Origin of the sequence: Brevibacillus borstelensis (genome assembly GCF_037834415.1) — a bacterium.
GTDB classification, from domain to species: Bacteria; Bacillota; Bacilli; order Brevibacillales; family Brevibacillaceae; genus Brevibacillus; species Brevibacillus borstelensis_A.
This window is the reverse complement of the sequence record NZ_JAUMSJ010000031.1, coordinates 40,669-60,560: the sequence shown is the minus strand read 5'-3', so window position 1 is coordinate 60,560 and position 19,892 is coordinate 40,669. Positions and strand designations below refer to the sequence as shown.

Sequence of the window (19,892 nt, the reverse complement as noted above, 5' to 3'; positions counted from 1 at the left end):
GGGCAAAAAACGGAATGCTGCAAAAGCAGCCAGGCTACGAAAAATCTTCGGCCTTTCCATCGTGTCAAGGGGGACCAAGGGAGAGGGATTGAGTCGAAAAAATAAAGTTGAAACTATACCGTCCAGACGGTATACTAATAGTGCGAACAAATAGGGGGAGGCTTGAAAACATGCGTTCATCCAAACGCGTTCACATTCTCGAAGCCGCGACGCGGGTCATTCTTTCCGAGGGAGCAGCCCAACTCACATTGGATGCCGTAGCGAAAGAAGCCCAGGTGAGCAAAGGGGGCCTTCTGTACCATTTCTCCACAAAAGAGGCCTTGATCGAAGCCATCGTCATCTATGCAAAGGAGCAAATCGAAAAGCAATTCCAGGCCATTTACGATGAGGATGATGACCCTCGGGGCCGATGGACTCGAACGTACCTGAAGCTGACTTGTGACGACAGGACAAACAATAACGAGCTTTACTCGGCATTGTTCAGCGGCGTGCTGGAAAACCGCGAGCTGCTCCGTCCTTTGGAGGAATGTTTCTTACAGCTCTACGCCAAGACCGAGAATGACCAAATTGATCCTGTGTTAGCCAATATCGTTTGCCTCGTCGCGGATGGGCTGTGGTACAACGACATGTTCCAGTTCAATCCGGTGAATGACGAGATGAAAGCGAAAATCATCGATAGATTGATCCGGCTTACCAAGGGAGAGTCGGAGTAACAAGGCAGGCTGGGAGCTAGCGTGCACGATAAATGAGAGGAGAAGAGAAGCATGGCCTATGTATTCCTCGGGGCAGCGATTGTCCTGGAAGTATTCGCTTCAACCATGCTCAAGCTGTCCAACGGTTTTTCGCGCTTGATACCGAGTGTCGGCGTGATTATCGGTTACGGATCGGCCTTTTATGCACTGTCTTTGGCGCTGAAAGCACTGCCCCTGGGGCTTTCGTACGCCACCTGGAGCGGCGTCGGGACGATTTTGACCGTTTTGGTCGGAGTCTACCTGTTTAAAGAAAAAGTGAACAAACAAGCGATTGCGGGCATTGCCATCCTGATCATTGGCATTGTCATGCTGAATCTCGCGAAATGAGCGGAGGTCATCGGTTATGACAGGAGCGATTTATTTAAGCTTGGCGATTGCGCTTGAGACATTTGGCTCCACGATGCTGAAAATATCGGAGGGCTTTACGGTTCCCTGGGCGTCCATCGGCGTGGCCATCGGCTTTTTGGCTTCGTTTACTTGCCTCAGTTTTGCCTTAAAGACAATCCCGCTGTCAACGGCTTATGCGACCTGGTCGGGTGTAGGCACGGCATTGACGGCATTGATCGGAGTCGCCGTTTTTCACGAAAGCCTGAGCTTGCTGAAGGTAGTTGCGCTCATCCTCGTGATCGTAGGAATCGTCATTTTGAACAATGCGAAGGGAAAATCGGATGAAGCGGCAGAAGAAGCTGCCTAGATGTGTGATTCCAAATGGGGCGAGGGAAAAAATTGCTTGAGGAAGAGAGAGGTACACAGCAAGAGAGAGGTGCGCAGCATTTGGTCGAAAGTCCGACAATGTACGATGTTCTATAAAAGAGAGGGTGTCCCAGACGGGCACCCTCTAAACTATTCTTGAGCCTTTTGGATCTTTTCGACACAGTCCCGCAGGTCGGCCAATTCCTCCGCAGACAGCGGCTTTTCCAAATACCGGTGCTGCTCATAGTACCGCGTGATGCGCCCAGCCAGTTCGAGCGCGTCCGGATGAGGCCACTCCCGGCGCAGGCGGCGCAGATACTCCTGGCTCGTCTCGCAGGGCTCGATGCGCAAGCCGGCATCTGCCATGTGCAGCAAAAAGCGATAGTAGCCATAGCGGACCGGATCGTCCTCGGGGCTTGCCGTCTTTTTGCGCAGCTCGTCCAGATCCCAGATCGGACGCTGTTCATTGACGTCCTCATCGTCCAAGTCATGCAATACAGGTTCTGCCTGGACGGGAGTGTCGGCGGCAGTCAGGCTGCCGGTTCGCTTTCTCCGCTTCCAAATGGCCCACCCCACGGCCACTGCCACGACGAGTACAATCCCTCCGATAAGATACGGCTCCCACACGGAAAACAAGGTTTCCCCGGTGAATTCGGCGTCGTCCAGCGGCAGTTCTTCCTTTGCTCCGTTAGACTCGTTCATCAGGTCATTCACCCTCTGGTTGTTCCCAAGAACGCCCGCCAGTTGTTCGATCCAATTCCCGGCCGCCCGCAGAGCGGGTCCGAACAACCAGTAGAGCGCGTCGCCGAGCGGCTTTTTGACAACACCCCAGAGGAAGCTCAAGACCAACAGCAAAACACCAGTCACCGCGGTATAACCGAGGGTCAGCAGCAGGCGCGATCCGAGCAATTGCCCGCCGAGGGAAGCCGCGTTCGCTGAGGATAGCGAAGCTCCCTTCTTGTTCTCCCGGGTCAGGTACTCTCCCAGACTTGCCAGCAAATAGCCGCCAAGGATCAGCGCCAATACGGGATACAGCTGTTTTGCGTCGGAGACCGCGTCTTTCATCATCGACCCGAACAAGGCGAGGATCGCCAGATGAAACAGGGAGAGGCAGAGCGCGATCACGAACAGCCGCTGCAGGGTGGCGCGGGTGTACGAGAGCGCCGAGAGGGCGTGCACACGCCAAAAGAAGAGCGCGGCGGCAAGAGCGGCGAGCAGCAGGGAGTCAAACGCATAGTAGACGAGCACCCCCGCTGCGATCACCAGCGGATAGAGCAAAAAGTGAAGCGTGATATGACGCCCGCCGCCCTCGTACAGCCAGAGGCCGAGCGCGAGCAGAACCGTGGCGCTGAAAGCAAAGCCAGCCACGCTTCCCGGTAAAGAAGGGAGCCAGCCAACCAGCATTAGAAGCACAGCCGCCAAGACGGATTCCTGCCAAAAGAGAAAAGACTGGCGGATCAGGAAGGATCGGCTCATCGGCAGCTCACCCTCCTTTGCTTGGCGGGGCCCGGTCCGTAGCGACGGATGACAGGCTGGTCTTCCGACACGTCAAGTACAGTGATGAAGTGGCCGCGCCGGGTCAGCCGCCCGATCATTTCCAAAGCCGGTTCATCCAGCCGGGGCGTCACGATGACGATCCGCTCGCCCGTCGCGCTTTGCTGCTCCAGCCGGTGCAAGACAGCTGCGAGCGACGTCGGCCCGTATTGGTGGAGCTTGGCCAGATGAGTCATGATCTGGACGTGGTGCGCCTTGCCGCTGCCGGCAGTCTGGTGGTAATGCTCCCGCCCGCGCTGCCGGACTGTCAGCATAAGCTCGTAGCTCAGCGATTGCCGGCGGCAAAGGACGGACAGAGCCGCCAGTCCGGAGATGGTCCGTTCGTTGACAGCATCGTTGTGTTTTTGCAGGATCGGCTCGTAGGAGGGCAGGATGTGGCCGATGACGACCCACTTGGGACTTGCCGTCGGTTCGAACAGCCTCGTCTGGAGCAAGCCGGTTTTGGCGCTCGCCTTCCAGTGAATGTGTTTGAGGCGATCGCCGGGCGTGTACGCCCTGACCCCCCGTAAAAAGGTGACGTCCTCCATCGGGTGGCTTCGAGTGACACGGCTGCCCTCCGGCTCGCTCGCCCCCGTATCCAGCGCGGGAATCGGCAGCGGAAGCGGATACACGAGCACCGAGAAGGAAAAGGGAAGCGGCAGGGGATCAGCTTCTTCGCCAAACAGCGGAATGGTTTCAAACTGCGCTTCGCTGAGCCAGAGCACGCCCCGTTTGTGCGGAGTGATCACAAACGTCCGCTCCGCGGTTTTTCGCATCGGCAGGTGGAAGCGAAAACGCACCCAGATGCGCTGATTTCGCTCCACAACCTCGTCTGCCTGCTCAGCGACAACATGGTCGGGCAGGGAAAACTGGACCAGCGTGCCCGGGAGCGGAAGCCAGGAGCGGTTGCGCAGGCGGAGCGTGACGGTGATCGGAGTGCCGGGCATGACCCTGCTTTGATCAGCCGACCATTCCACCTGTACCCACCGCGTCATATTCCGCGACCACCAGCGGGCGAGGGCGGCCATAAAAAAGAAAAAACCGCCGAACAGCCAGAGAAACCCATTGCCTGAAAACAGGGCAAAGACCAGGATGAGAAAGCCTAAACCGTGGTACGTCTGTCGCGTGCTCATGTGTCAGACGCCCTCTTCGACCGGCGCCGGAACTTCCCGGAGAATTTCCTGGATGACTTCCTGTTCCGTGACGTGCAGCTCCGCCTCCATCGACAGACGGATGCGGTGTACCGCCAGCGGGGGAAATACCTCTTTGACGTCATCCGGCAGGACATAGCTGCGGCCGTCCAGCAGGGCAGCGGCCTGGGAGGAGCGCAGGAGCGCGAGCATGGCTCGCGGACTGAGCCCTACTTCCACCGAACGGTGATTCCGGGTCGTTTCGGTCAGGTCGATCACGTACTCTTCGACAGCGGGACTGACGTGGACGGCGGTCGTTTCCTTTTGCAAGGCCGCGATCTCGTCGGGGCTGACGACCGCGTGCACCTGTTCCAGCGGAGACTGCCCGCGAAAACGCCGCAGGATTTCACGCGCATCCTCCCTGCTTCCGTAGCCGAGCGCCAGACGGAACAAAAAGCGGTCCAGCTGCGCCTCCGGAAGCGGATACGTACCCTCGGATTCGATCGGGTTTTGCGTGGCGATAACCAATAGCGATGACGGCAGCGGCAGGGTCACCCCCTCGATGGTCACTTGCCGCTCTTCCATGCATTCCAAAAGGCCTGACTGCGTACGGGGCGTCGCCCGGTTGATTTCGTCCGCCAACAGCACGTCGGCAAAAACAGGCCCGCGCCGCAGCTCGAATTCATTGGTGCGGGGGTTGAACACGTGCAGACCCACGACATCCGAAGGGAGGAGGTCAGCGGTAAACTGTACGCGGTTGTAAGTGCCGCCAATCGCTTGCGCCAATGTTTTGGCCAGGACCGTCTTGCCCATTCCGGGCAAATCTTCCAGCAGGACGTGGCCGCGTGCGAGCATAGCCGTCAAAAGAAGGCGAACCTGATCTTCCTTGCCGACAATGACCCGGTTAATCGTATCCAGTAAAGAATGCAGCTTTGGATGTGTCATCCGCGTATATACCCCTTTTAACAGATGTGTTTGGAATGAAAACAACTTGTCATCCATTATACAGTCTCTTATCCTGACATTGCCAAATTTTCATAAAATTTTATAGATTGGTCAAGGAGCGTTGACGGTTTCCTCGCCTTGCCCCGCTTCGAGCAAGCGGGCGGGCAAAGGAAGGAGTAAAGTCGCAGCTACGATCAGAAGCCCCATCCCCGCGTAGACAAAGCGAATCCCCGCCTGCTCCCCCAACAGCCCGCCCAGCCAGACACCGAGCGGCATCGTGACGCGTATGATCAGCAGGCGGACGGAGAGCACACGTCCCAGCAGCTGCCGGGGAACCCGCGTCTGGTACAGGCTGGTGTTGTGCACGTGAAAAAAGGGAGCCGTCATGCCGGCCATGATTTCGATCAATACGGCGAGCCAGATCGACTGGACCAGTGCCAGCGCGACAAAGCTGAGACCGCCTAAAAGCAGAGAGAGCATCATCACTACAGAGCGCGGCCATCGTTTGGACAAGGGCGGAACAAGCAGCGAACCGAAGGCGTAGCCCAGAGGAAATCCTGCCAATAACAGGCCGGCGTACGAAGCTGTGCCATGCAGCTCGTCGACCACATAGGGCAAGGTCAGCACCATCTGGACACCTACCGCGAACTGGACAAATGAGAGCAGCACTCCGAGACGCAAAAGCAAGGGCTCTTTTCGAAAGACGCGAAGCCCTTCGGTAAACATCGAGATCCAGGCCTCTCGCTTCGCCCGTTCACTGTCAGGTTTGCCCTGGCAAAAAGCTAAAAGAGAGCCGCTTGCGGCAAAGGCCGCTGCCGTCAGAGCGAGTGCCGCGGTGCCGCCGAAAACGCCGATCAAAAGGCCGCCGAGAGACGGACCGGCGACCATCGCCAGGCGCAAGGTGCCGTCGAGAGCGGCGTTGGCCCGGGTCAACGCCTCCGGCTTCACTACGGAGGGCAGGAGCGCCAGGCTGGCTGGGACGTACAAGGGCTGAATCAGGCCATTTGCGAGTGAAGTGAGATACACAGGCCAAACTCCGCCCCAGCCTGTCAGTGTGGCCGCGAAGCTGCAGGCAAAGGCGGCGCCTCTGGTCAATTGGGAGGCGATCATGACGCGCTTCGGGTCCCAGCGGTCCAGATAGGGACCGATGAACAGCTGTACGGCGAGCGAAGGGAGAAAGTACAAAAGCCACATGCTGCCCACAGCTGCAGGGGAGCCGGTCGCCTCCAGCAGCAGCCAGCTGTTTGCCAGAGTCCCCAGGCTCGCCCCCATTTCGGAGACGGCTTGTCCCGACACAATCAACCAGAACGAAGGGTTCGCGCTCGCTTTCCATCGCTTCATCGGCAGCAGTCCTTGTCCAGGTACTCCGACAGGAAAAGGGAGAGCTGGTCGACACTGGTCCGCCGAAGCTGATACTTGGAGGCCTCCATTTCGATCAGTCGGGCGGAGCGGAGCATGGAGAGATGGTGGTGGAGCGTCGACTTCGCCATGTCCATCCGCTCTGTCAGCTCTTGCAGGCTGTGGGCGCGCTCTGCCAGAAGCCTTGCGATGCGCAGGCGGTGTTCATCGCCCAATGCCTTGTACGCCTGCACGAGCAGCTGCGGCGGGCGGTACGGGTCGATTTGCTCTGCCATGTTCTCGTCTGCGACCGGGTAATAAAACACCTTGGTGCCAGGAGCGTCCGCCTGGATCGTCCACGGACGGTACAGCGTATGGGGAACAAGCAGGACGCGCCCGACGGAAGGCTCAGGCGGGTATTTCCTTCCGGTTGCCCATTCGACCAGCGCTTCCGGGGAGAGCTTTTGCAGCATGGCGCGCTTCTGATCGCAGTCGCGCGCAAGCAGGCTGCGCAGCTCTGCCTCCCGCGGGCGTACGTGAATGCCGTACCAGCCTTGGAAAAGCGTAAGCAAATGGCGCCGCAAGTCGCTTGCATCCACCTCGGAGACATGGGTGATGTACGCGGGGAAAAAATTGTGGCCCGCACAAGCTTGCAGGAGCTCTTCCACAGCCTGGCGGTCGCCTGTTGACGACCGATGGCGCGCTTCCTGGCGCTCGCTCCCGAGATAGGGCAGCGCTTCCAGGCGGAGCTGCTGCTCGGACAGCCCTTCCAGATAGGAAAGGAAGGCATCGGGATCGGGAAAGGGACCATTGTGCAGCAGCTGCAAAAGCGTTTTCCATGTATTATGCCGCTTCGCGTAATCCAACTCTGTTTTGACGTCCGGCGGCAGTGCGTCGATCATCGCCAGCCAATACTCCCTCGGTTTTTCCAGAGTGGGATGGATTTTATCATAAGTAGCTGCCGCGATCCCCAAGGCTGCTTCAAACAAGGGCGAGGAATGCAGCGTCACCTGGTAGGTGGTGCGGCCGTAGCTCATATCCAATAGTTTCATCCAATGGGCATCCTTTCCGATATGGTTGTTTTCTACATTCTATATTTATGGAATGTTTTATTCAACAAAAATCGAACTGTGAAATTTGCTATTTCTTTCTTGGATTCTGTAAGGTTCCGTCGAAACGGCTGGAAAATTCAGCAGCTGTTCGACATTTTACACTTATTGTAAAACATTGGAAACTGCAGTACGATTAGGTCGTCTGTAGCATAACCTGGTCGTTGTTACTCTGAAATAGCTTTTGAGGGTATTGGTATGAGCCAATTGTTAACGGAAATTCGCCTGATGCTGTACCTTTTGCAATGGGTCCTGTTTCTCTCCTTTTTTTCCTTCTACCTGCAGTCGTCAGCCAATCACGACTCGTTTTATGCACTCCTGTTGGGGGTGATTGTCGTCTACGCCGGGGTGCTCTGGTACGCGCTCCCGCGAAAGTCGTGGTTCACTCTGGGAGTAGTCGATCTGGGAGTCGCCCTTGTTTTTATCGTCCTGACGGGAAAGTCGAACAGCCCGTTCATGCTGTATGCCTATACGACGCTGCTCTGGCTGACGGCTGTTTTGCGATTGGAGCGGTTTCTTCTGGTCGCCGCTCTTTTTCTCCTCGCTTATTTTGTTCTTCAAGCATGGATCCCTCACGATTTGCCGCTTCCGCAACCCTATCTCAATCACCTGCGCCTGCTGCTCGATATACTGCTGTGGACCAGTTTGTCTTACTGGGTCTTTACGATGATCAAACAATTGAAAGGAGCCTATGCCAAATGTTTGCAAATATATCGGTTTATGAGACGGATGTCGGAGAAAGAGCAGAATATCTATCTTACTATTGAGTCGGAAAAGGCTGTCAAACGGATGTTTCATGCCGAAAACGCCTATCTGTGTCTGTTCGAGGAGCGGGAAGGAGAGGGGAACTGGCGGAGAGACTACTTTGTTCAGCGTCTGCTCGATCTGGGAGCGGAGGGCTGGGAGCATTTGACGCTTTTGCCGTTGCACGACTTTACTGGCAGGGAGGACACTTATGCTTGTTTGCCGCTCAGGCAGGATGGCCGTTCGTTGGGATGCCTGTTGTTCGTGCTTTCGCCCAAGCGGCAGCTAAGCCGGTATGAACGGCTGCTGCTCCGAATGACAGCTGTCGTCATTTGCCAACATGTGAAGCAAAATCGCATCCGTTACGAAATGGCGCGTTCCCTCCATCGGGAAATGCGGCGAAAGCTGGCCCAAGATATGCATGACGGGCTGGCTCAGCAGTTGTTTTTCTTATCCGCCCAATTGTTTCAGATCAAGCAGACACTGCCTCCTGAGGTACAGGCGAGCTCACTGGAGAAGCTGCAGCAGATGGAGGAGAGAATCCAGTGGTGCCATAGCGAGGTCCGCGAGTACATCACGCACCTGCGGGATGTGAGGCCGACGCAGAGAATCGCCGAGGCGGTGCAGCAATTGCTGGGTAGAATTACGGTGGGCACCGGCCTTACCGTCGATTTTGTGACGCGCGGCAGGCTGGGGGAAGAACCGCTGCCGATCCTCGATGCGATTTACCGGTTGGTGGAAGAGGCGTCGGCCAATGTCGTAAAGCATGCCGCTGCCTCCCGCCTTGAGGTAAGCGTGGAAGCGTCCTCCCTGCAAATTACGGTGCGCATCAAGGACGACGGGATCGGTTTTCTGCCGGAGAAAAAGACAGATCTGGAAAACAGCTACGGGCTTTTGGGGATGCGAGAGCGGATTCGTGATGTGGGAGGAACCTTGCACATTCGATCCAGACCAGATGAAGGAACGGAGATTGTGGCGATTGTGCCGAAAAGGGGAGTGGAAATGTATGGATAAAGTGAGATTGCTGCTGGCGGATGACCACCGCATCGTTCGGGAAGGGCTGAAGATGATCCTGGACAGTTCCCCCCGATATACCGTAGTCGAGGAGGCCGGCAACGGAGACGAACTGGTAGCAAAGGCATTGAGCTGCAAGGCGGACTTGATCGTATCCGATCTGAAAATGCCGGGCGCTTCCATTATCGACAGCTGCAAATGGATGAAAGAGCAGCTTCCCGAGCTGAAGGTGATGATTTTGACCGCCTACGATGAGAGCGAGGACGTTTTTCGCGCGCTGGACTCTCATGTAGACGGGTACGTCATGAAGGATACGGTGCCAGAGCAAATCCTTCACACCATGGACATGGTCATGATGGGCTATTCCTGCTTCCAGTCCAAGCTCCAGCGAAGACGAAAGGAAGAGGCGGACATCGTATTTACGGAGCGGGAGCAAGAGATTTTCGAATTGATTGTCGAGAATCTCAGCAATCAGGAAATCGCCAGGCGGCTGTACATATCAGAGGCGACCGTCAAAACTCACGTGAGCAGCATCCTCAGAAAGACGGGCCAGACAAATCGATCGCAAGCAGTCTTGTACGGCTTGAAAAAGGGTATGGTCAGAGTGCCGCGTTAATGTTGGCGCATGAGTCGATGGCAAAAACGGTAAAGAGGGTCTTTCATGGAACTGAAAAAGAGGAAGGGAAATCACACCGAATTTCTGGCGGACAGCATGTTTTACTGGCTGGCTGTGCTGGTCACTGCCGACGCGTTGATCGCCGTGCTTTTGACAGCAGCAAAAGCCATCTCTTCTCCCTGGGTACATGTCATGGGCGGAGCGGTATCCTGGACTGTCTACGTCCTGCATAAGCGCTATGTGCTGCCGGAAACCAATTCGCCGCATGTGTCCGCTTTTCTCGGAATCGCCCTGCTGTTGTTTCTTTGCCTGTCCAACCCGCACTATGATACGGGGCTGTGGCATATCTTCCTGATCTATCCGCTGTATCTCACCTTCTTTCACAACCGGCTGCTGCTGTTCATATGGGGCTCCGTGAGCTGTTTGATCAACGCTTTTTCCATCGGTTTACAACTGGAGCAGGCTGCCGCCATGGATGTGTTTATCCACCTCTCGCTCGCGGCTGGGAGCGGCATCTGCGCTTGGCTCGGATTCTACTCCTTGAGCAGGTGGGTTGGCGGCGCCAGACAGGCGGCAGATGAGAGAAGCCGCGAATACGCGATGAGTCTGTTAAATGAGCTGGTGCCTACGGTCGAGCGAAAAACCCGCATCAGCAGCAGGGAAATCGAGGAGATGGGCAGGCTGATCAAGCGCATGCTTCGCGAGCTGCCGGAGGAGCGGGTGAGCGATTGGGAAGTGAATTTGCTTTCCCTTCTGCATTACGTCAGCCGGGTCAAATGGCCGGATTACGTATTTGAAAAGGAAGGAAAGCTGACGACCTACGAATATCAGGTGATTCAGGAGCACTGCTTCACCGGAGGGGAGCTGTTCAAGGACGACCCGGCCTGCCAGCGTGTGGTAGCGGCGCTGCGTTCCCATCACGAGCGCTGCGATGGCACCGGTTACCCCATGCAATTGAAGGCGGATGAAATTCCTCTGCTCGCCCAGGTATTGGGGATCGCGGAGTGCTACCTGGCTATGACGGCAGCCCGATCGTATCGCGAGCCGCTGACCGTTGACGAAGCCTGCCGGCAAATTAGCCAGATGGCGGGAACGGCATATGAAGAGCGTGTAGTCCGTGCTTTTGCGCGTTCGATTCAGATGCCTTCGCCTGTCCGTGCATCGGATGCCTCGCCAATGGTAGGCTAAATATCCGCCTGAAGGATGGGACGATACAGACTGAAGCCTGATGCAGCGCGTGGTAAAAAATGGTATACACGAGGTGTGACTTGTCGATCGGGAGGGAAGGCTTGTGTGGCAGAAAAAATGCGGGCAGTGCCAAAAGCGGTCTTACAGCAGCGCAGAAAGGCACGAATGGGTCTGTCCCTATTGCGGCAAAAATCTTTCCCGCATCCGCGCCGCTCCGGCCAGCCTTCGATTTGTTCCCATCCGGCCCGTGCAGCCGTATCACCTGCACTCGCCCCCGAAAAAAGCAGTGGAACTGTCAGCTTGCAGAACGCCTGCCGAAAGGTGAGGCCTGCAAGCTTTTTTGTTTCCCTCATCCTTCAGTATGAGATCGCCTCATCCCCGCGAATAAAAATCTTCCTCCCGATGTGCATGCGCAGTCCTTCCGGCGGTGGAAGATGGACCTCTGACTTCTGCGTACAATGGAAAAAAGAGGTGATCGGCGTGGCAGTTCGCTGGTGCAAGCGAAGCGGTATTTTGATCCTTGTCGTTTTTGTCATGATCAATCTTTTTTTGTACGCAACAAGCCGCTTAAACGATGACCGCATGCCGGGGATCGGCGGCTGGCGGGTGCTTTCCGTGCTTACCGGAAGCATGTCTCCCGCGATAAACGCCGGCGATATGGTCATTGTTCGCAGGTACGGAGACAAAGAGCCGCGCGTGGGCGATATTATTACCTACTGGCAGGAGCAAAACGGACTTTCGCTTACCACCCATCGCATCGTGCATCGACTGGAAAACGGCTACCTCCAGACGAAAGGGGATGCCAATCAAGGCGAGGATGGAGGGTGGACCGATCCGGACCGCGTCGTCGGCAAGGTGGTCATAGCGATTCCGTATGCGGCTGCGGTCCAGGAGGGGCTTCAGAAGCCTCCTGTCCTGTTGACCCTGCTCGCTGCCTTTATCGCGTTTCTGGCGTATTCGCATCGCCGGGGGCGAAACCAGTCGAAGCGTCTGCAATCTGAAACCGTTGAGGGGGAACTTTCATGAAGCGGGAACAGGTCAAAAATTGGCCGTGGAAGCGAATCGCGCTGGGGACGGCTGTTCTGACGTCCATCGTAGCCAGTACGAGCTTTGGGACGTACGCCTACTTTACGAGCCAAGTAGAGGACTCCAGTACATTTGCGGCAGGCAGGCTGGAAATCTCCCTCGGCGAGACCAAAGCCAGGTTTCAAGCTGTCGACGATATGCCGTTTTTGCCGGGAGTCCGGTTTGCCAAGACATTGACGGTCCACAACCAGAGTGACGTCCCGGTGAAGTACGCGCTTCTGGCTGAGAAGGAAGGCGGAGACGACATCGTGTACGATCAGCTGGTGGTGGAAGTGCGAAGGGAAAACCGGGACGGAGAGCTGCTTTACCACGGGCGGGTCAGCCAGCTCACCCAGGCCAACGTGATCATTCCAGAGCTGCCCAAGGATGAGAGCGACGAGCTGTACTTTTCCGTCTACCTCCCGGAAAGTACGGGAAATGAGGTGCAGCAAAAGTCGGCCGATGTGACCTTCGGTTTCCTGGCTACCCAGCAGGAGAACGGTCAGTATTTTGCCCAGGGGGGCCCTGTTCTGACTTTTACTCCGCAGGATTTGAACGGCGCCAAGCTGGTGGAGACGCTGCGGCTGGCCAGCAAGGAAGCGGAAAAAGACAACGTGAAGGGCTTGACCTTTGTCCTCGAGGAAGGAAGCTACGATCTGTCCGACATGAAGCTGCCGGAAAAGGTCACGTGGAAAGCGGCTCCCGGCAAGGAGGGCAAGGTCGTGGTCCGGGCCGATGAGCTGCAGGTGAGCAACGCTTCCTTTGAAGGCATTCGCTTTCAGGGCAACGGGACAGGCTTGTACGTCGGCTCCAACGTCAGCTTCCAGGGCTGCACGTTTGACGGCGGGTTTGACGCGGCAATCCGGACGATGTCCGATCTGGGCAAAGAGAAGACGCTGGAGGGGCTGACGGTAAAAGACAGCACCTTTGCCGGAGCGAAGGAAGCGATTGTGCTGGATCAGACGATCAAAGGGGTGCTGATCGCCAGCAACACGTTTACCGGCGTCCAGCACGCTGTGGTGGTGGCAAACAAACGGGAGACCGAAGTGCAGATCGTCGACAATGACTTTACCAAAGTAAATAAATACGCGGTGGACAGCGGCGGCGTCCAAGTAGGCGACGGCATTGAAGGATTCAAGGAGACAAGCGGGGAGAACGGAGATACGAAGAAACTTGCCCTCCACCTGTTCAAGGCAGACATCTACCTGGAAGACAACAAATATGATTGAGCGCCGAGCCAGACAGAAATCCAGGAAGCCGCGTTTGGGACTGGCGGAGCAGTGGGCGGGCGGCATGTTTCTGCTGGGGCTGACAGCCTCGCTTTGGATGCAGCCGGCGGGAACCTACAGTTGGCTGTGGGACGGGGCAAAAGACAGCGGACACCGGTTTGCCGTCGGGATTCTGGATATTACCGAGAGCGTGTTCGGCGATAAATGGCGGGTGATCGAAGGGGGCAGCCACGCAGTCGACTTATCCCGGATGATACCGGGTGACGCCCGTCAATTGGAAGCAACGCTTTCAAGCGGAGAAAGCGATCTGGAGTTTGTCTACAAAATTGTGGCGAGAGTGACGGAGGCGGGCAAGCCCGAAGACGTGCCGAAGCTGGAGGAAGTGCTGCGGGTCCGGATTGAAACCGGCGGAAGCATCGTTTACGACGGACTGGTCCGAGGGCTTCATCAGGAGCAGCCCGGGCTGCAGCATGTGAATGGGACGGAAGATCGCTTCCCCCTCAGCCAGCAGAGCAAAACGTTTGCCATCACTGTCTATTTGCCGAAGGAAGGCGTAGACCACAGCTTTCAAGCGCTTGCCGGAAACCTGGAAATACGCTTCCTGGCCAAGCAGGCTACGCCTGACGCCATCTTTTCGGAATAGGGGGAAGTATGGTGAATAAGCTGGTTTTGGGCTTGATGGGCATCGCGCTGCTCAGTGTGCTTCTCCCCCTGGAAGGTACGGTTGCCTTTTTGACCAGCGAGCAAAAGCAGACGGTCCCTGTCAGTCTGGGAACAAATGAAGACGTGTTTACGACAGAAACAGAATCGATTCGCCTCGTGACAGAGGTAACAAGGCACGTGACGATTACAAGAGTAAAGACGGAGGAAGGCGGAAGCTCGGAGGAACGCGATGTGGAGACCAGCATCGACGAGGGAGCGTTTACGCTTGTATTCCAGCCGCAGCGTCCGCATCTCGAGCTGGATGTGGAAAATCTGAAGGTGACGGGGGAACCGGAGGGGCGCGTCGAGATAAGCCGGGTGGGCGGCGAAAACGCGATCGAGTTCCGCATCGGCCATATACGAGACCAGGTCGGACGCGGCAATGAAACGCTGGAAGGGGAATTGCACATCACAGCATTGGATGGTTTTTATCAACACACGATTCCGCTAACTATCGTTACCGAGTACAAGGAAAGCACGAGCGTCGTGGAGGCGAGTCCCCCAAGCACGCCGGCTCAGCCCGGGGCAGGGTCTGGCGCTCCGGGAGCTCCTCTGCCGGGGACGGAAAACCCGCCGCCGGGTACAGGAGGGGGGGCGCCCCAACCGCCGGGAACGGGAGGCGAGACTCCGCCGCCGCCGGGCTCAGGAGGGGAAACTCCGCCGCCGGGCTCAGGAGGGGAGCCTCCGCCGTCGCCAGGTTCAGGAGGGGAGTCTCCGCCTCCGGTTTCAGGCGAAGCGCCCTCGTCGCCACCAAGCACCCGGGAGGCAAACTCATCTGTCCGAGCGGATTAAGTCTTCTCCGGGATACATCCGAACAAACAAATCGAATCCTGCCAAACCAGCGAATTTCTGCCCGCTGGTTTTTTTGTTCCCAGCCAACCGCCGCATCCCCCTCGTATGAAAAGCTGAGATGAGGTCATCCCTGAGTATGAAAATGCACCCATACTCGCCGAAGCTGCGGATCATCCCGGACAGTCGGGAAGTTCACCCTGACGCAGGAAGATGGGGAAAGGCAAAATCCGTAAGATGGAAACTGTGAACGGCATGCAGCCGAGCGCCAAGGAAAGCGGGGAGATCATCCAGTGGTCCTTTTGAAAAAGTGCATATCCATTCTGACGAGTCTGTTTTTGATCGCGGTCATCGCCATCACGGGTTTTCTCTTCGTCGGCAAGATAAACGGGGGGAAAACAGTCCTGTTCGGCAATCAGATCATGGTCGTACTCAGCGGGTCGATGGCTCCTGCCTTCGATACGGGAAGCATCGTCGCCGTAAAGCCGGTCGACTTCAAGGATGTCAAAGAAAACGACATCATTACCTTCAAGGACCCGGACGGCCTGACGATTACACACCGCGTCGTCGAGAAACGCGACGGCGAGCTGATTACCAAGGGCGATGCCAACGACGGAAAAGACACAGCTCCGGTCACGCCAGAGAGGCTCATCGGCAAAGTACAGTACTCCGTTCCACTCATCGGTTACTTTATCGAGTTTGCCCGATCGGGACTCGGCATGCTCTTGATGCTGGGTGTCCCCGGACTGTACCTGATCGTCAGCTCGGTCTGGAAGCTGCTGCGGATGATTAAGGAAGAAGAAGCGAAAGCGGCAGCGAAGCCCCAGCCGTAAATCATCTTCGCGGTGATACCTTGGGGGCTGATAGCAGTTCTTTCTGGTATCAGGCTTCAAGCCATCATAAATATTATGAATCCGTGGGAGGAAGGAAAACATGAGCTTGAAAAAGCAATTTGCAGTGACCTTGGCATCCGTTGGACTGGGTGCAGCCTTGATCGGCGGGGGAACATTCGCATGGTTCAATGCCACCAGCGAAATCAAGGACAACACGTTTGCCGCCGGTAAAATGGAAATCGGAGCAACACCGGCCGAGTCCGTATTCCAAGTAGAAAACATGAAGCCGGGTGACTGGTTTGAAAGAACGTTTGACATCACCAATACAGGGACGATCGATATCAATCAACTGCTGATGAGCGTCGACTACTCCGTAGCCGACAAAAACGGAGACAACGGCTCCGACGATCTCGACAACCACCTGAAAGTATACTGGCTCTCCAGTGCGGATCCAAACATCCCGATCTCTGAGCGCGTCATCGTCCATCCGCTGAACGGACAATCGCTGAAGGAACTCAAGGACGGAGGCCAACTGGACATCGGCAGCTGGGCTACCAAGCTCCTCACGCTGCCGCCTGAAACGACAGACCGCATTTACCTCGGAATTGAATTCGCGGATGACGGGAACGATCAAAACCGCTTCCAGGAAGACAGCGTAAACTTGACGCTGAAGCTGGAAGGCAAGCAAACAGCCGGCGAGCCGAAATAAACGGATCGATCAGCTGCAGCAAAAAAATCCTCACTCACAGACGAGTGGGGATTTTTGCGGTGCGAATGTTTTAGCTGCCGGAGCGGACAGCAGCTGCAGATTTGCGAAAGCGAACGAAGCCGACCCACGCAGAAACGGCGATAAACAAGCCGGCAAAGCCAAATTGCAGCCAGCTGTCCCCCAGCTTGAACAGGAAGGCGCCGATAATGGGTCCAGCAGCCATCCCCACGTAGCGGACAAAATTGTACATGCCAATGGCTGTCGCCCGTTCGTTCATAAACGCTTCCGACAGGACAGCCGTATGCAAGGGCATGCCGATCCCAAGCGTCAAAATGTAGACCATGCTGCTTGCAATCATGGCGGTCAGCGACAAATTGGCCGTGATCATGAAGAGGAGGGTCCCGACAGCATTCGCGATTGCGGCCATCAGGAGCGCCCGTTCAATCCTGAGGAAGCGCAGCAGAAAGCGGCTCATTTTGCTGCTCGCAATGAAGACGAGCGAAACGGACAGAAACAATACGCCGATTTCGCCCGGGGTCAATCCATAGGAATGGGCGGCGTGCGCCGGCAGGAACACGAGAAAGCTGTAATAGGTGAACATTTGGGCAAAAGCGATAAAGATCACAGATCCACCCACCGGATGAGGCAGAATGCCGACCATCTGTTCCCATCCTTTTTTGGGCGGCGTCAAACCGGCCGGCCTGGTTTCCGGGAGCAGCCAGCCGTTGGCGCCGAGGAGCAGAAGGGAGCTTGCCGCGAGAAACAGAAAGATAAGCGAATGTCCCCCGACCGCTCCCAGCCAGCCGCCCAGGAGAGGGCCGAGCGCCGGCCCCAGTCCGAGCATCATTTGATACGTACCCATCGCATCCGCTCTTTTGGCGCCTTCAAACAAGTCTCCGATAACGGTCGCAGCCACGATCGGAATCGCAGCGAAGCCGATGCCCTGCAGCGCCCGGAAGAACAGCAGCGGATAAATGGAGGGGGCGTAAGCGCAGCCGACGGAAGCGGCCACAAACAGGAGCAAGGCGGGGAGCAGGACTTTCCGACGGCCGATGCGGTCAACCAGAGGGCCGTACACGAGCTGCATCGCAGCCAGCATCAGGGTAAATACGGAAACGGTCAAATTGATCGTAAAGGTCGAGGCGTGGAACGTTTGCTGCATGTCCGGGAGTATCGGCAAGAACAGATTTTGTGAAAAGCTGCCAATTAAAATGGTGATCCCAAGCAGATATAAAATGGCTGACGCTCCTGCCTTTTGTTTTTGTGTCATAGATTTCTCCTCCTTTTTGTTTCTGAGGAAACAATGTGACGAAAAATAAAGCGACGAACCAAAATGGTTATTCATCGCGTTGTTTTTGATCAGCCATTTCCAGCGCATCCTGCAGCAAGCGGTGCAAAAAGCCAAGCTCCTCTTCTGCATAACGCCCCAGAAATGACTTCCATTCGTCGCCGATCTTCCGGTGGTGCCGCTCATGGATAGAGAAGACTGTTTCTCCCTGGCCGGAAAGCCGAAAATAGACTTCCTTCTGATTGTCGTGAAGCTGGTAACGCTCAATAAGTCCTTTTTGCATCAGCTTTGTCGTAATTTTCGAAATAGCGCTTTTCGTTACCCCGATTTTTTGAGAGATCGCTGTAACGTTCAGATGGCCGCCCTGGCCGATGCTTTGAATCACGTGCAGCTCCGTGAGGCTCAAGTTTTTGCACGACTCGCAGCCAGGGGCCAGTTGGCTGATCTCAGCGAGCAATTGGTCGTGTCTGCGCTTTCTTTGCTCCTCCTGTTTGTGGGACAGAACGAGAATTTGCTGAAAGATGCGTTCTTTTACATCCAATCGCAAGCACCCTCCTTTTGGCTATTGTTTCCCAGGAAACAATAATAATGTACCACAAGCTCCGGGAGCATTGCAAGCAAGCTTCCGGAATTGCCTTTCGAAAACAGCAATTAGCTTGTTGTAAGAAGCGCTCCTTTCTAAGCAGGGGGCAAAGCAAAAACGGCCCTAGCAAGGCGTAAGGAGCCGGTTCAAACGGAAAAATAAAAGGAAGACCTTCCGCTGCGAAGGCCTTCCTTTTGTTATGGCGGGTTCAGGGGCGCGTTCAGGCGATGACAGTTCCCGTTTCTCAGTATGAGCGGCTACGCCTTGCCGACTGCTGCCGCCGCATGTAGGGCCTGCTCCAGATCAGCGATGATGTCGTGGATAGACTCCGTGCCGACGGAGATGCGGATCATGCCAGGGGTTACGCCGGCAGCGAGCTGCTCGGATTCGTTCATCTGCTGGTGAGTAGTGCTTGCCGGGTGGATGATCAGCGACTTGGAATCGCCGACGTTTGCCAAATGAGAGAACAGCTTTACCGATTCGATCAGCTTTTGGCCCTCCGCAACGCCGCCGCGAATGCCAAAGGTGAGGATGGCTCCCGCTCCTTTCGGCAGGTACTTCTTCGCCAGACTGTGGTAAGGACTTTCCTCCAGACCAGGGTAGTTGACCCACTCGACCGCCGGATGCTGCTGGAGATAGCGGGCCACCGCCAAGGCATTTTGGCTGTGGCGCTCCATGCGCAGATGCAGCGTCTCCAGCCCTTGCAGGAACAAAAAGGAGTTGAAAGGAGCCACGGCCGCGCCGATATCGCGCTGCAGCTGCACGCGAGCTTTGATAATGTAGGCAACCGGCCCGACAGCCTCCGTATAGACGACGCCGTGGTAGCTCGGGTCAGGCGTGGTCAGGCCGGGGAACTTTCCGTTGTTCCAGTCAAATTTGCCGGAATCGACGATGATTCCGCCGATCGCGGTGCCGTGCCCGCCGATAAATTTGGTCGTGGAGTGAACCACGATATCCGCGCCGTGATCAAACGGACGGCAGAGCAGAGGCGTGGCGAAGGTATTGTCGACAATCAGCGGAACCCCGTTTTCATGGGCGATTGCCGCAATCGCTTCGATATCGGCGACGTCAATCCGCGGATTCCCGATCGTTTCGGTGAAAAGGGCTTTCGTATTTTCGTTGATCTTGGCGCGGAAATTCTCCGGATCGGACGGATCGACGAAATGAACCTTGATTCCCAGCCTGCCCAGCGTATGGGCAAACAGATTGTAGGTGCCGCCGTACAGATTGCTGGAGGAGACGATCTCATCGCCCGCCTGCGCGATGTTCAGGATGGCAAAGGTAATCGCGGCCTGACCGGACGACGTGGCGAGTGCCCCGACTCCGCCCTCCAGGAGGGCGACGCGCTGTTCAAATACATCCTGCGTGGGATTCATGATCCGCGTGTAAATGTTGCCTGGCTCCTTGAGGCCAAACAGGTTGGCCGCGTGCTCCGTGTCCCGGAACACATACGAGGTCGTTTGATAGATCGGCACCGCTCGCGATCCCGTCACAGGATCGACCGATTGGCCGCCGTGCAGGGCAAGGGTTTCCGGTTTCCACTGTTGCTTCTCTGACATGGGCATCTCTTCCTCTCCTTCAAAATAAAAGAAAACGAAGCCTTCTCCTGAGAGGGGAAGGCTTCGGACATGC

At 56.3% G+C, this 19,892-nt stretch carries 20 protein-coding genes; 12 read left to right on the top strand and 8 right to left on the bottom strand.

Going from position 1 to position 19,892, the window contains the following annotated elements; all coding sequences use genetic code 11:
- The first annotated feature begins 170 nt into the window (after positions 1-170).
- Genes Q3F21_RS20425 through Q3F21_RS20415 form a run of 3 tightly spaced genes read left to right on the top strand, consistent with a single transcriptional unit; the run spans position 171 to position 1,446 of the window.
- Positions 171-713, top strand: a complete 543-nt coding sequence (locus Q3F21_RS20425) for a TetR/AcrR family transcriptional regulator (protein ID WP_340257216.1) — start codon at positions 171-173, stop codon at positions 711-713.
- A 51-nt stretch (positions 714-764) separates the two neighbouring features.
- The gene (locus Q3F21_RS20420; protein ID WP_340257214.1) at positions 765-1,079 is read left to right on the top strand and encodes a DMT family transporter; all 315 of its coding nucleotides are present in this window, start codon (positions 765-767) and stop codon (positions 1,077-1,079) included.
- Positions 1,080-1,095: 16 nt separating this feature from the next.
- The gene (locus Q3F21_RS20415) at positions 1,096-1,446 is read left to right on the top strand and encodes a DMT family transporter (RefSeq protein ID WP_340257211.1); all 351 of its coding nucleotides are present in this window, start codon (positions 1,096-1,098) and stop codon (positions 1,444-1,446) included.
- 149 nt (positions 1,447-1,595) lie between these two features.
- On the opposite strand, the gene Q3F21_RS20410 is transcribed toward Q3F21_RS20415, so the two are convergent.
- The 5 genes from Q3F21_RS20410 to Q3F21_RS20390 form a co-directional block, all read right to left on the bottom strand.
- Entirely contained in the window at positions 1,596-2,921 is a 1,326-nt protein-coding gene (locus Q3F21_RS20410; RefSeq protein WP_340257209.1) for a DUF4129 domain-containing protein, read from the bottom strand.
- Positions 2,918-4,111, bottom strand: coding sequence for a DUF58 domain-containing protein (locus Q3F21_RS20405; protein ID WP_340257207.1), 1,194 nt, complete (start codon positions 4,109-4,111; stop codon positions 2,918-2,920). The genes Q3F21_RS20410 and Q3F21_RS20405 overlap by 4 nt, the downstream gene beginning before the upstream one ends.
- Before the next feature lie 3 nt (positions 4,112-4,114).
- The gene (locus tag Q3F21_RS20400) at positions 4,115-5,053 is read right to left on the bottom strand and encodes an AAA family ATPase (RefSeq protein ID WP_340257205.1); all 939 of its coding nucleotides are present in this window, start codon (positions 5,051-5,053) and stop codon (positions 4,115-4,117) included.
- Positions 5,054-5,164: 111 nt separating this feature from the next.
- The gene (locus tag Q3F21_RS20395) at positions 5,165-6,394 is read right to left on the bottom strand and encodes an MFS transporter (protein WP_340257202.1); all 1,230 of its coding nucleotides are present in this window, start codon (positions 6,392-6,394) and stop codon (positions 5,165-5,167) included.
- A complete protein-coding gene (locus tag Q3F21_RS20390; protein WP_340257199.1) occupies positions 6,391-7,443 on the bottom strand; it encodes an ArsR/SmtB family transcription factor in 1,053 nt (350 codons plus the stop codon). The genes Q3F21_RS20395 and Q3F21_RS20390 overlap by 4 nt, the downstream gene beginning before the upstream one ends.
- A gap of 255 nt (positions 7,444-7,698) precedes the next feature.
- On the opposite strand from Q3F21_RS20390, the gene Q3F21_RS20385 reads away from it, so the two are divergent.
- The 9 genes from Q3F21_RS20385 (at position 7,699) to Q3F21_RS20345 (ending at position 16,389) form a co-directional block, all read left to right on the top strand.
- Entirely contained in the window at positions 7,699-9,258 is a 1,560-nt protein-coding gene (locus Q3F21_RS20385; protein ID WP_340257197.1) for a sensor histidine kinase, read from the top strand.
- Positions 9,251-9,874: a response regulator gene (locus tag Q3F21_RS20380; protein ID WP_340257194.1), complete on the top strand. Its 624-nt coding sequence runs from the start codon at positions 9,251-9,253 to the stop codon at positions 9,872-9,874. The genes Q3F21_RS20385 and Q3F21_RS20380 overlap by 8 nt, the downstream gene beginning before the upstream one ends.
- A gap of 45 nt (positions 9,875-9,919) precedes the next feature.
- Positions 9,920-11,062 carry an HD-GYP domain-containing protein gene (locus Q3F21_RS20375; protein WP_340257192.1) on the top strand — a complete coding sequence of 381 codons (1,143 nt, stop codon included), beginning with the start codon at positions 9,920-9,922 and terminating at the stop codon, positions 11,060-11,062.
- A 105-nt stretch (positions 11,063-11,167) separates the two neighbouring features.
- Positions 11,168-12,088 carry a signal peptidase I gene (locus Q3F21_RS20370; RefSeq protein ID WP_340257190.1) on the top strand — a complete coding sequence of 307 codons (921 nt, stop codon included), beginning with the start codon at positions 11,168-11,170 and terminating at the stop codon, positions 12,086-12,088.
- Entirely contained in the window at positions 12,085-13,356 is a 1,272-nt protein-coding gene (locus Q3F21_RS20365) for a TasA family protein (RefSeq protein WP_340257187.1), read from the top strand. The genes Q3F21_RS20370 and Q3F21_RS20365 overlap by 4 nt, the downstream gene beginning before the upstream one ends.
- A complete protein-coding gene (locus Q3F21_RS20360) occupies positions 13,349-13,999 on the top strand; it encodes a hypothetical protein (protein ID WP_340257185.1) in 651 nt (216 codons plus the stop codon). Before Q3F21_RS20365 ends, Q3F21_RS20360 begins: the two co-directional genes overlap by 8 nt.
- Positions 14,000-14,010: 11 nt before the next feature.
- Positions 14,011-14,850, top strand: a complete 840-nt coding sequence (locus Q3F21_RS20355) for a hypothetical protein (protein WP_340257183.1) — start codon at positions 14,011-14,013, stop codon at positions 14,848-14,850.
- Between the two features lie 290 nt (positions 14,851-15,140).
- Entirely contained in the window at positions 15,141-15,680 is a 540-nt protein-coding gene (locus Q3F21_RS20350; RefSeq protein ID WP_340257181.1) for a signal peptidase I, read from the top strand.
- A 100-nt stretch (positions 15,681-15,780) separates the two neighbouring features.
- Positions 15,781-16,389, top strand: a complete 609-nt coding sequence (locus tag Q3F21_RS20345; protein WP_340257178.1) for a TasA family protein — start codon at positions 15,781-15,783, stop codon at positions 16,387-16,389.
- A gap of 70 nt (positions 16,390-16,459) precedes the next feature.
- On the opposite strand, the gene Q3F21_RS20340 is transcribed toward Q3F21_RS20345, so the two are convergent.
- From Q3F21_RS20340 to Q3F21_RS20330, 3 genes are all read right to left on the bottom strand, one after another.
- The gene (locus tag Q3F21_RS20340) at positions 16,460-17,734 is read right to left on the bottom strand and encodes an MFS transporter (protein ID WP_340257224.1); all 1,275 of its coding nucleotides are present in this window, start codon (positions 17,732-17,734) and stop codon (positions 16,460-16,462) included.
- Positions 17,727-18,218 (bottom strand): MarR family transcriptional regulator, encoded by a 492-nt coding sequence (locus Q3F21_RS20335; protein ID WP_340257175.1) that lies wholly within the window; start codon positions 18,216-18,218, stop codon positions 17,727-17,729. Before Q3F21_RS20335 ends, Q3F21_RS20340 begins: the two co-directional genes overlap by 8 nt.
- Positions 18,219-18,517: 299 nt before the next feature.
- A complete protein-coding gene (locus Q3F21_RS20330) occupies positions 18,518-19,819 on the bottom strand; it encodes a homocysteine synthase (RefSeq protein ID WP_340257173.1) in 1,302 nt (433 codons plus the stop codon).
- Between the last annotated feature and the right edge of the window lie 73 nt (positions 19,820-19,892).

What these genes read in the sequence shown, in the direction of transcription:
- Q3F21_RS20380 (WP_340257194.1), top strand. Translation starts at nt 9,251, where the DNA reads ATGGATAAAGTGAGATTGCTGCTGGCGGATGACCACCGCATCGTTCGG.
- Q3F21_RS20340 (WP_340257224.1), bottom strand. Translation starts at nt 17,734, where the DNA reads ATGAATAACCATTTTGGTTCGTCGCTTTATTTTTCGTCACATTGTTTC.
- Q3F21_RS20385 (WP_340257197.1), top strand. Translation starts at nt 7,699, where the DNA reads ATGAGCCAATTGTTAACGGAAATTCGCCTGATGCTGTACCTTTTGCAA.
- Q3F21_RS20345 (WP_340257178.1), top strand. Translation starts at nt 15,781, where the DNA reads ATGAGCTTGAAAAAGCAATTTGCAGTGACCTTGGCATCCGTTGGACTG.
- Q3F21_RS20365 (WP_340257187.1), top strand. Translation starts at nt 12,085, where the DNA reads ATGAAGCGGGAACAGGTCAAAAATTGGCCGTGGAAGCGAATCGCGCTG.
- Q3F21_RS20390 (WP_340257199.1), bottom strand. Translation starts at nt 7,443, where the DNA reads ATGAAACTATTGGATATGAGCTACGGCCGCACCACCTACCAGGTGACG.
- Q3F21_RS20410 (WP_340257209.1), bottom strand. Translation starts at nt 2,921, where the DNA reads ATGAGCCGATCCTTCCTGATCCGCCAGTCTTTTCTCTTTTGGCAGGAA.
- Q3F21_RS20375 (WP_340257192.1), top strand. Translation starts at nt 9,920, where the DNA reads ATGGAACTGAAAAAGAGGAAGGGAAATCACACCGAATTTCTGGCGGAC.
- Q3F21_RS20420 (WP_340257214.1), top strand. Translation starts at nt 765, where the DNA reads ATGGCCTATGTATTCCTCGGGGCAGCGATTGTCCTGGAAGTATTCGCT.
- Q3F21_RS20400 (WP_340257205.1), bottom strand. Translation starts at nt 5,053, where the DNA reads ATGACACATCCAAAGCTGCATTCTTTACTGGATACGATTAACCGGGTC.
- Q3F21_RS20415 (WP_340257211.1), top strand. Translation starts at nt 1,096, where the DNA reads ATGACAGGAGCGATTTATTTAAGCTTGGCGATTGCGCTTGAGACATTT.
- Q3F21_RS20405 (WP_340257207.1), bottom strand. Translation starts at nt 4,111, where the DNA reads ATGAGCACGCGACAGACGTACCACGGTTTAGGCTTTCTCATCCTGGTC.
- Q3F21_RS20330 (WP_340257173.1), bottom strand. Translation starts at nt 19,819, where the DNA reads ATGTCAGAGAAGCAACAGTGGAAACCGGAAACCCTTGCCCTGCACGGC.
- Q3F21_RS20360 (WP_340257185.1), top strand. Translation starts at nt 13,349, where the DNA reads ATGATTGAGCGCCGAGCCAGACAGAAATCCAGGAAGCCGCGTTTGGGA.
- Q3F21_RS20425 (WP_340257216.1), top strand. Translation starts at nt 171, where the DNA reads ATGCGTTCATCCAAACGCGTTCACATTCTCGAAGCCGCGACGCGGGTC.
- Q3F21_RS20395 (WP_340257202.1), bottom strand. Translation starts at nt 6,394, where the DNA reads ATGAAGCGATGGAAAGCGAGCGCGAACCCTTCGTTCTGGTTGATTGTG.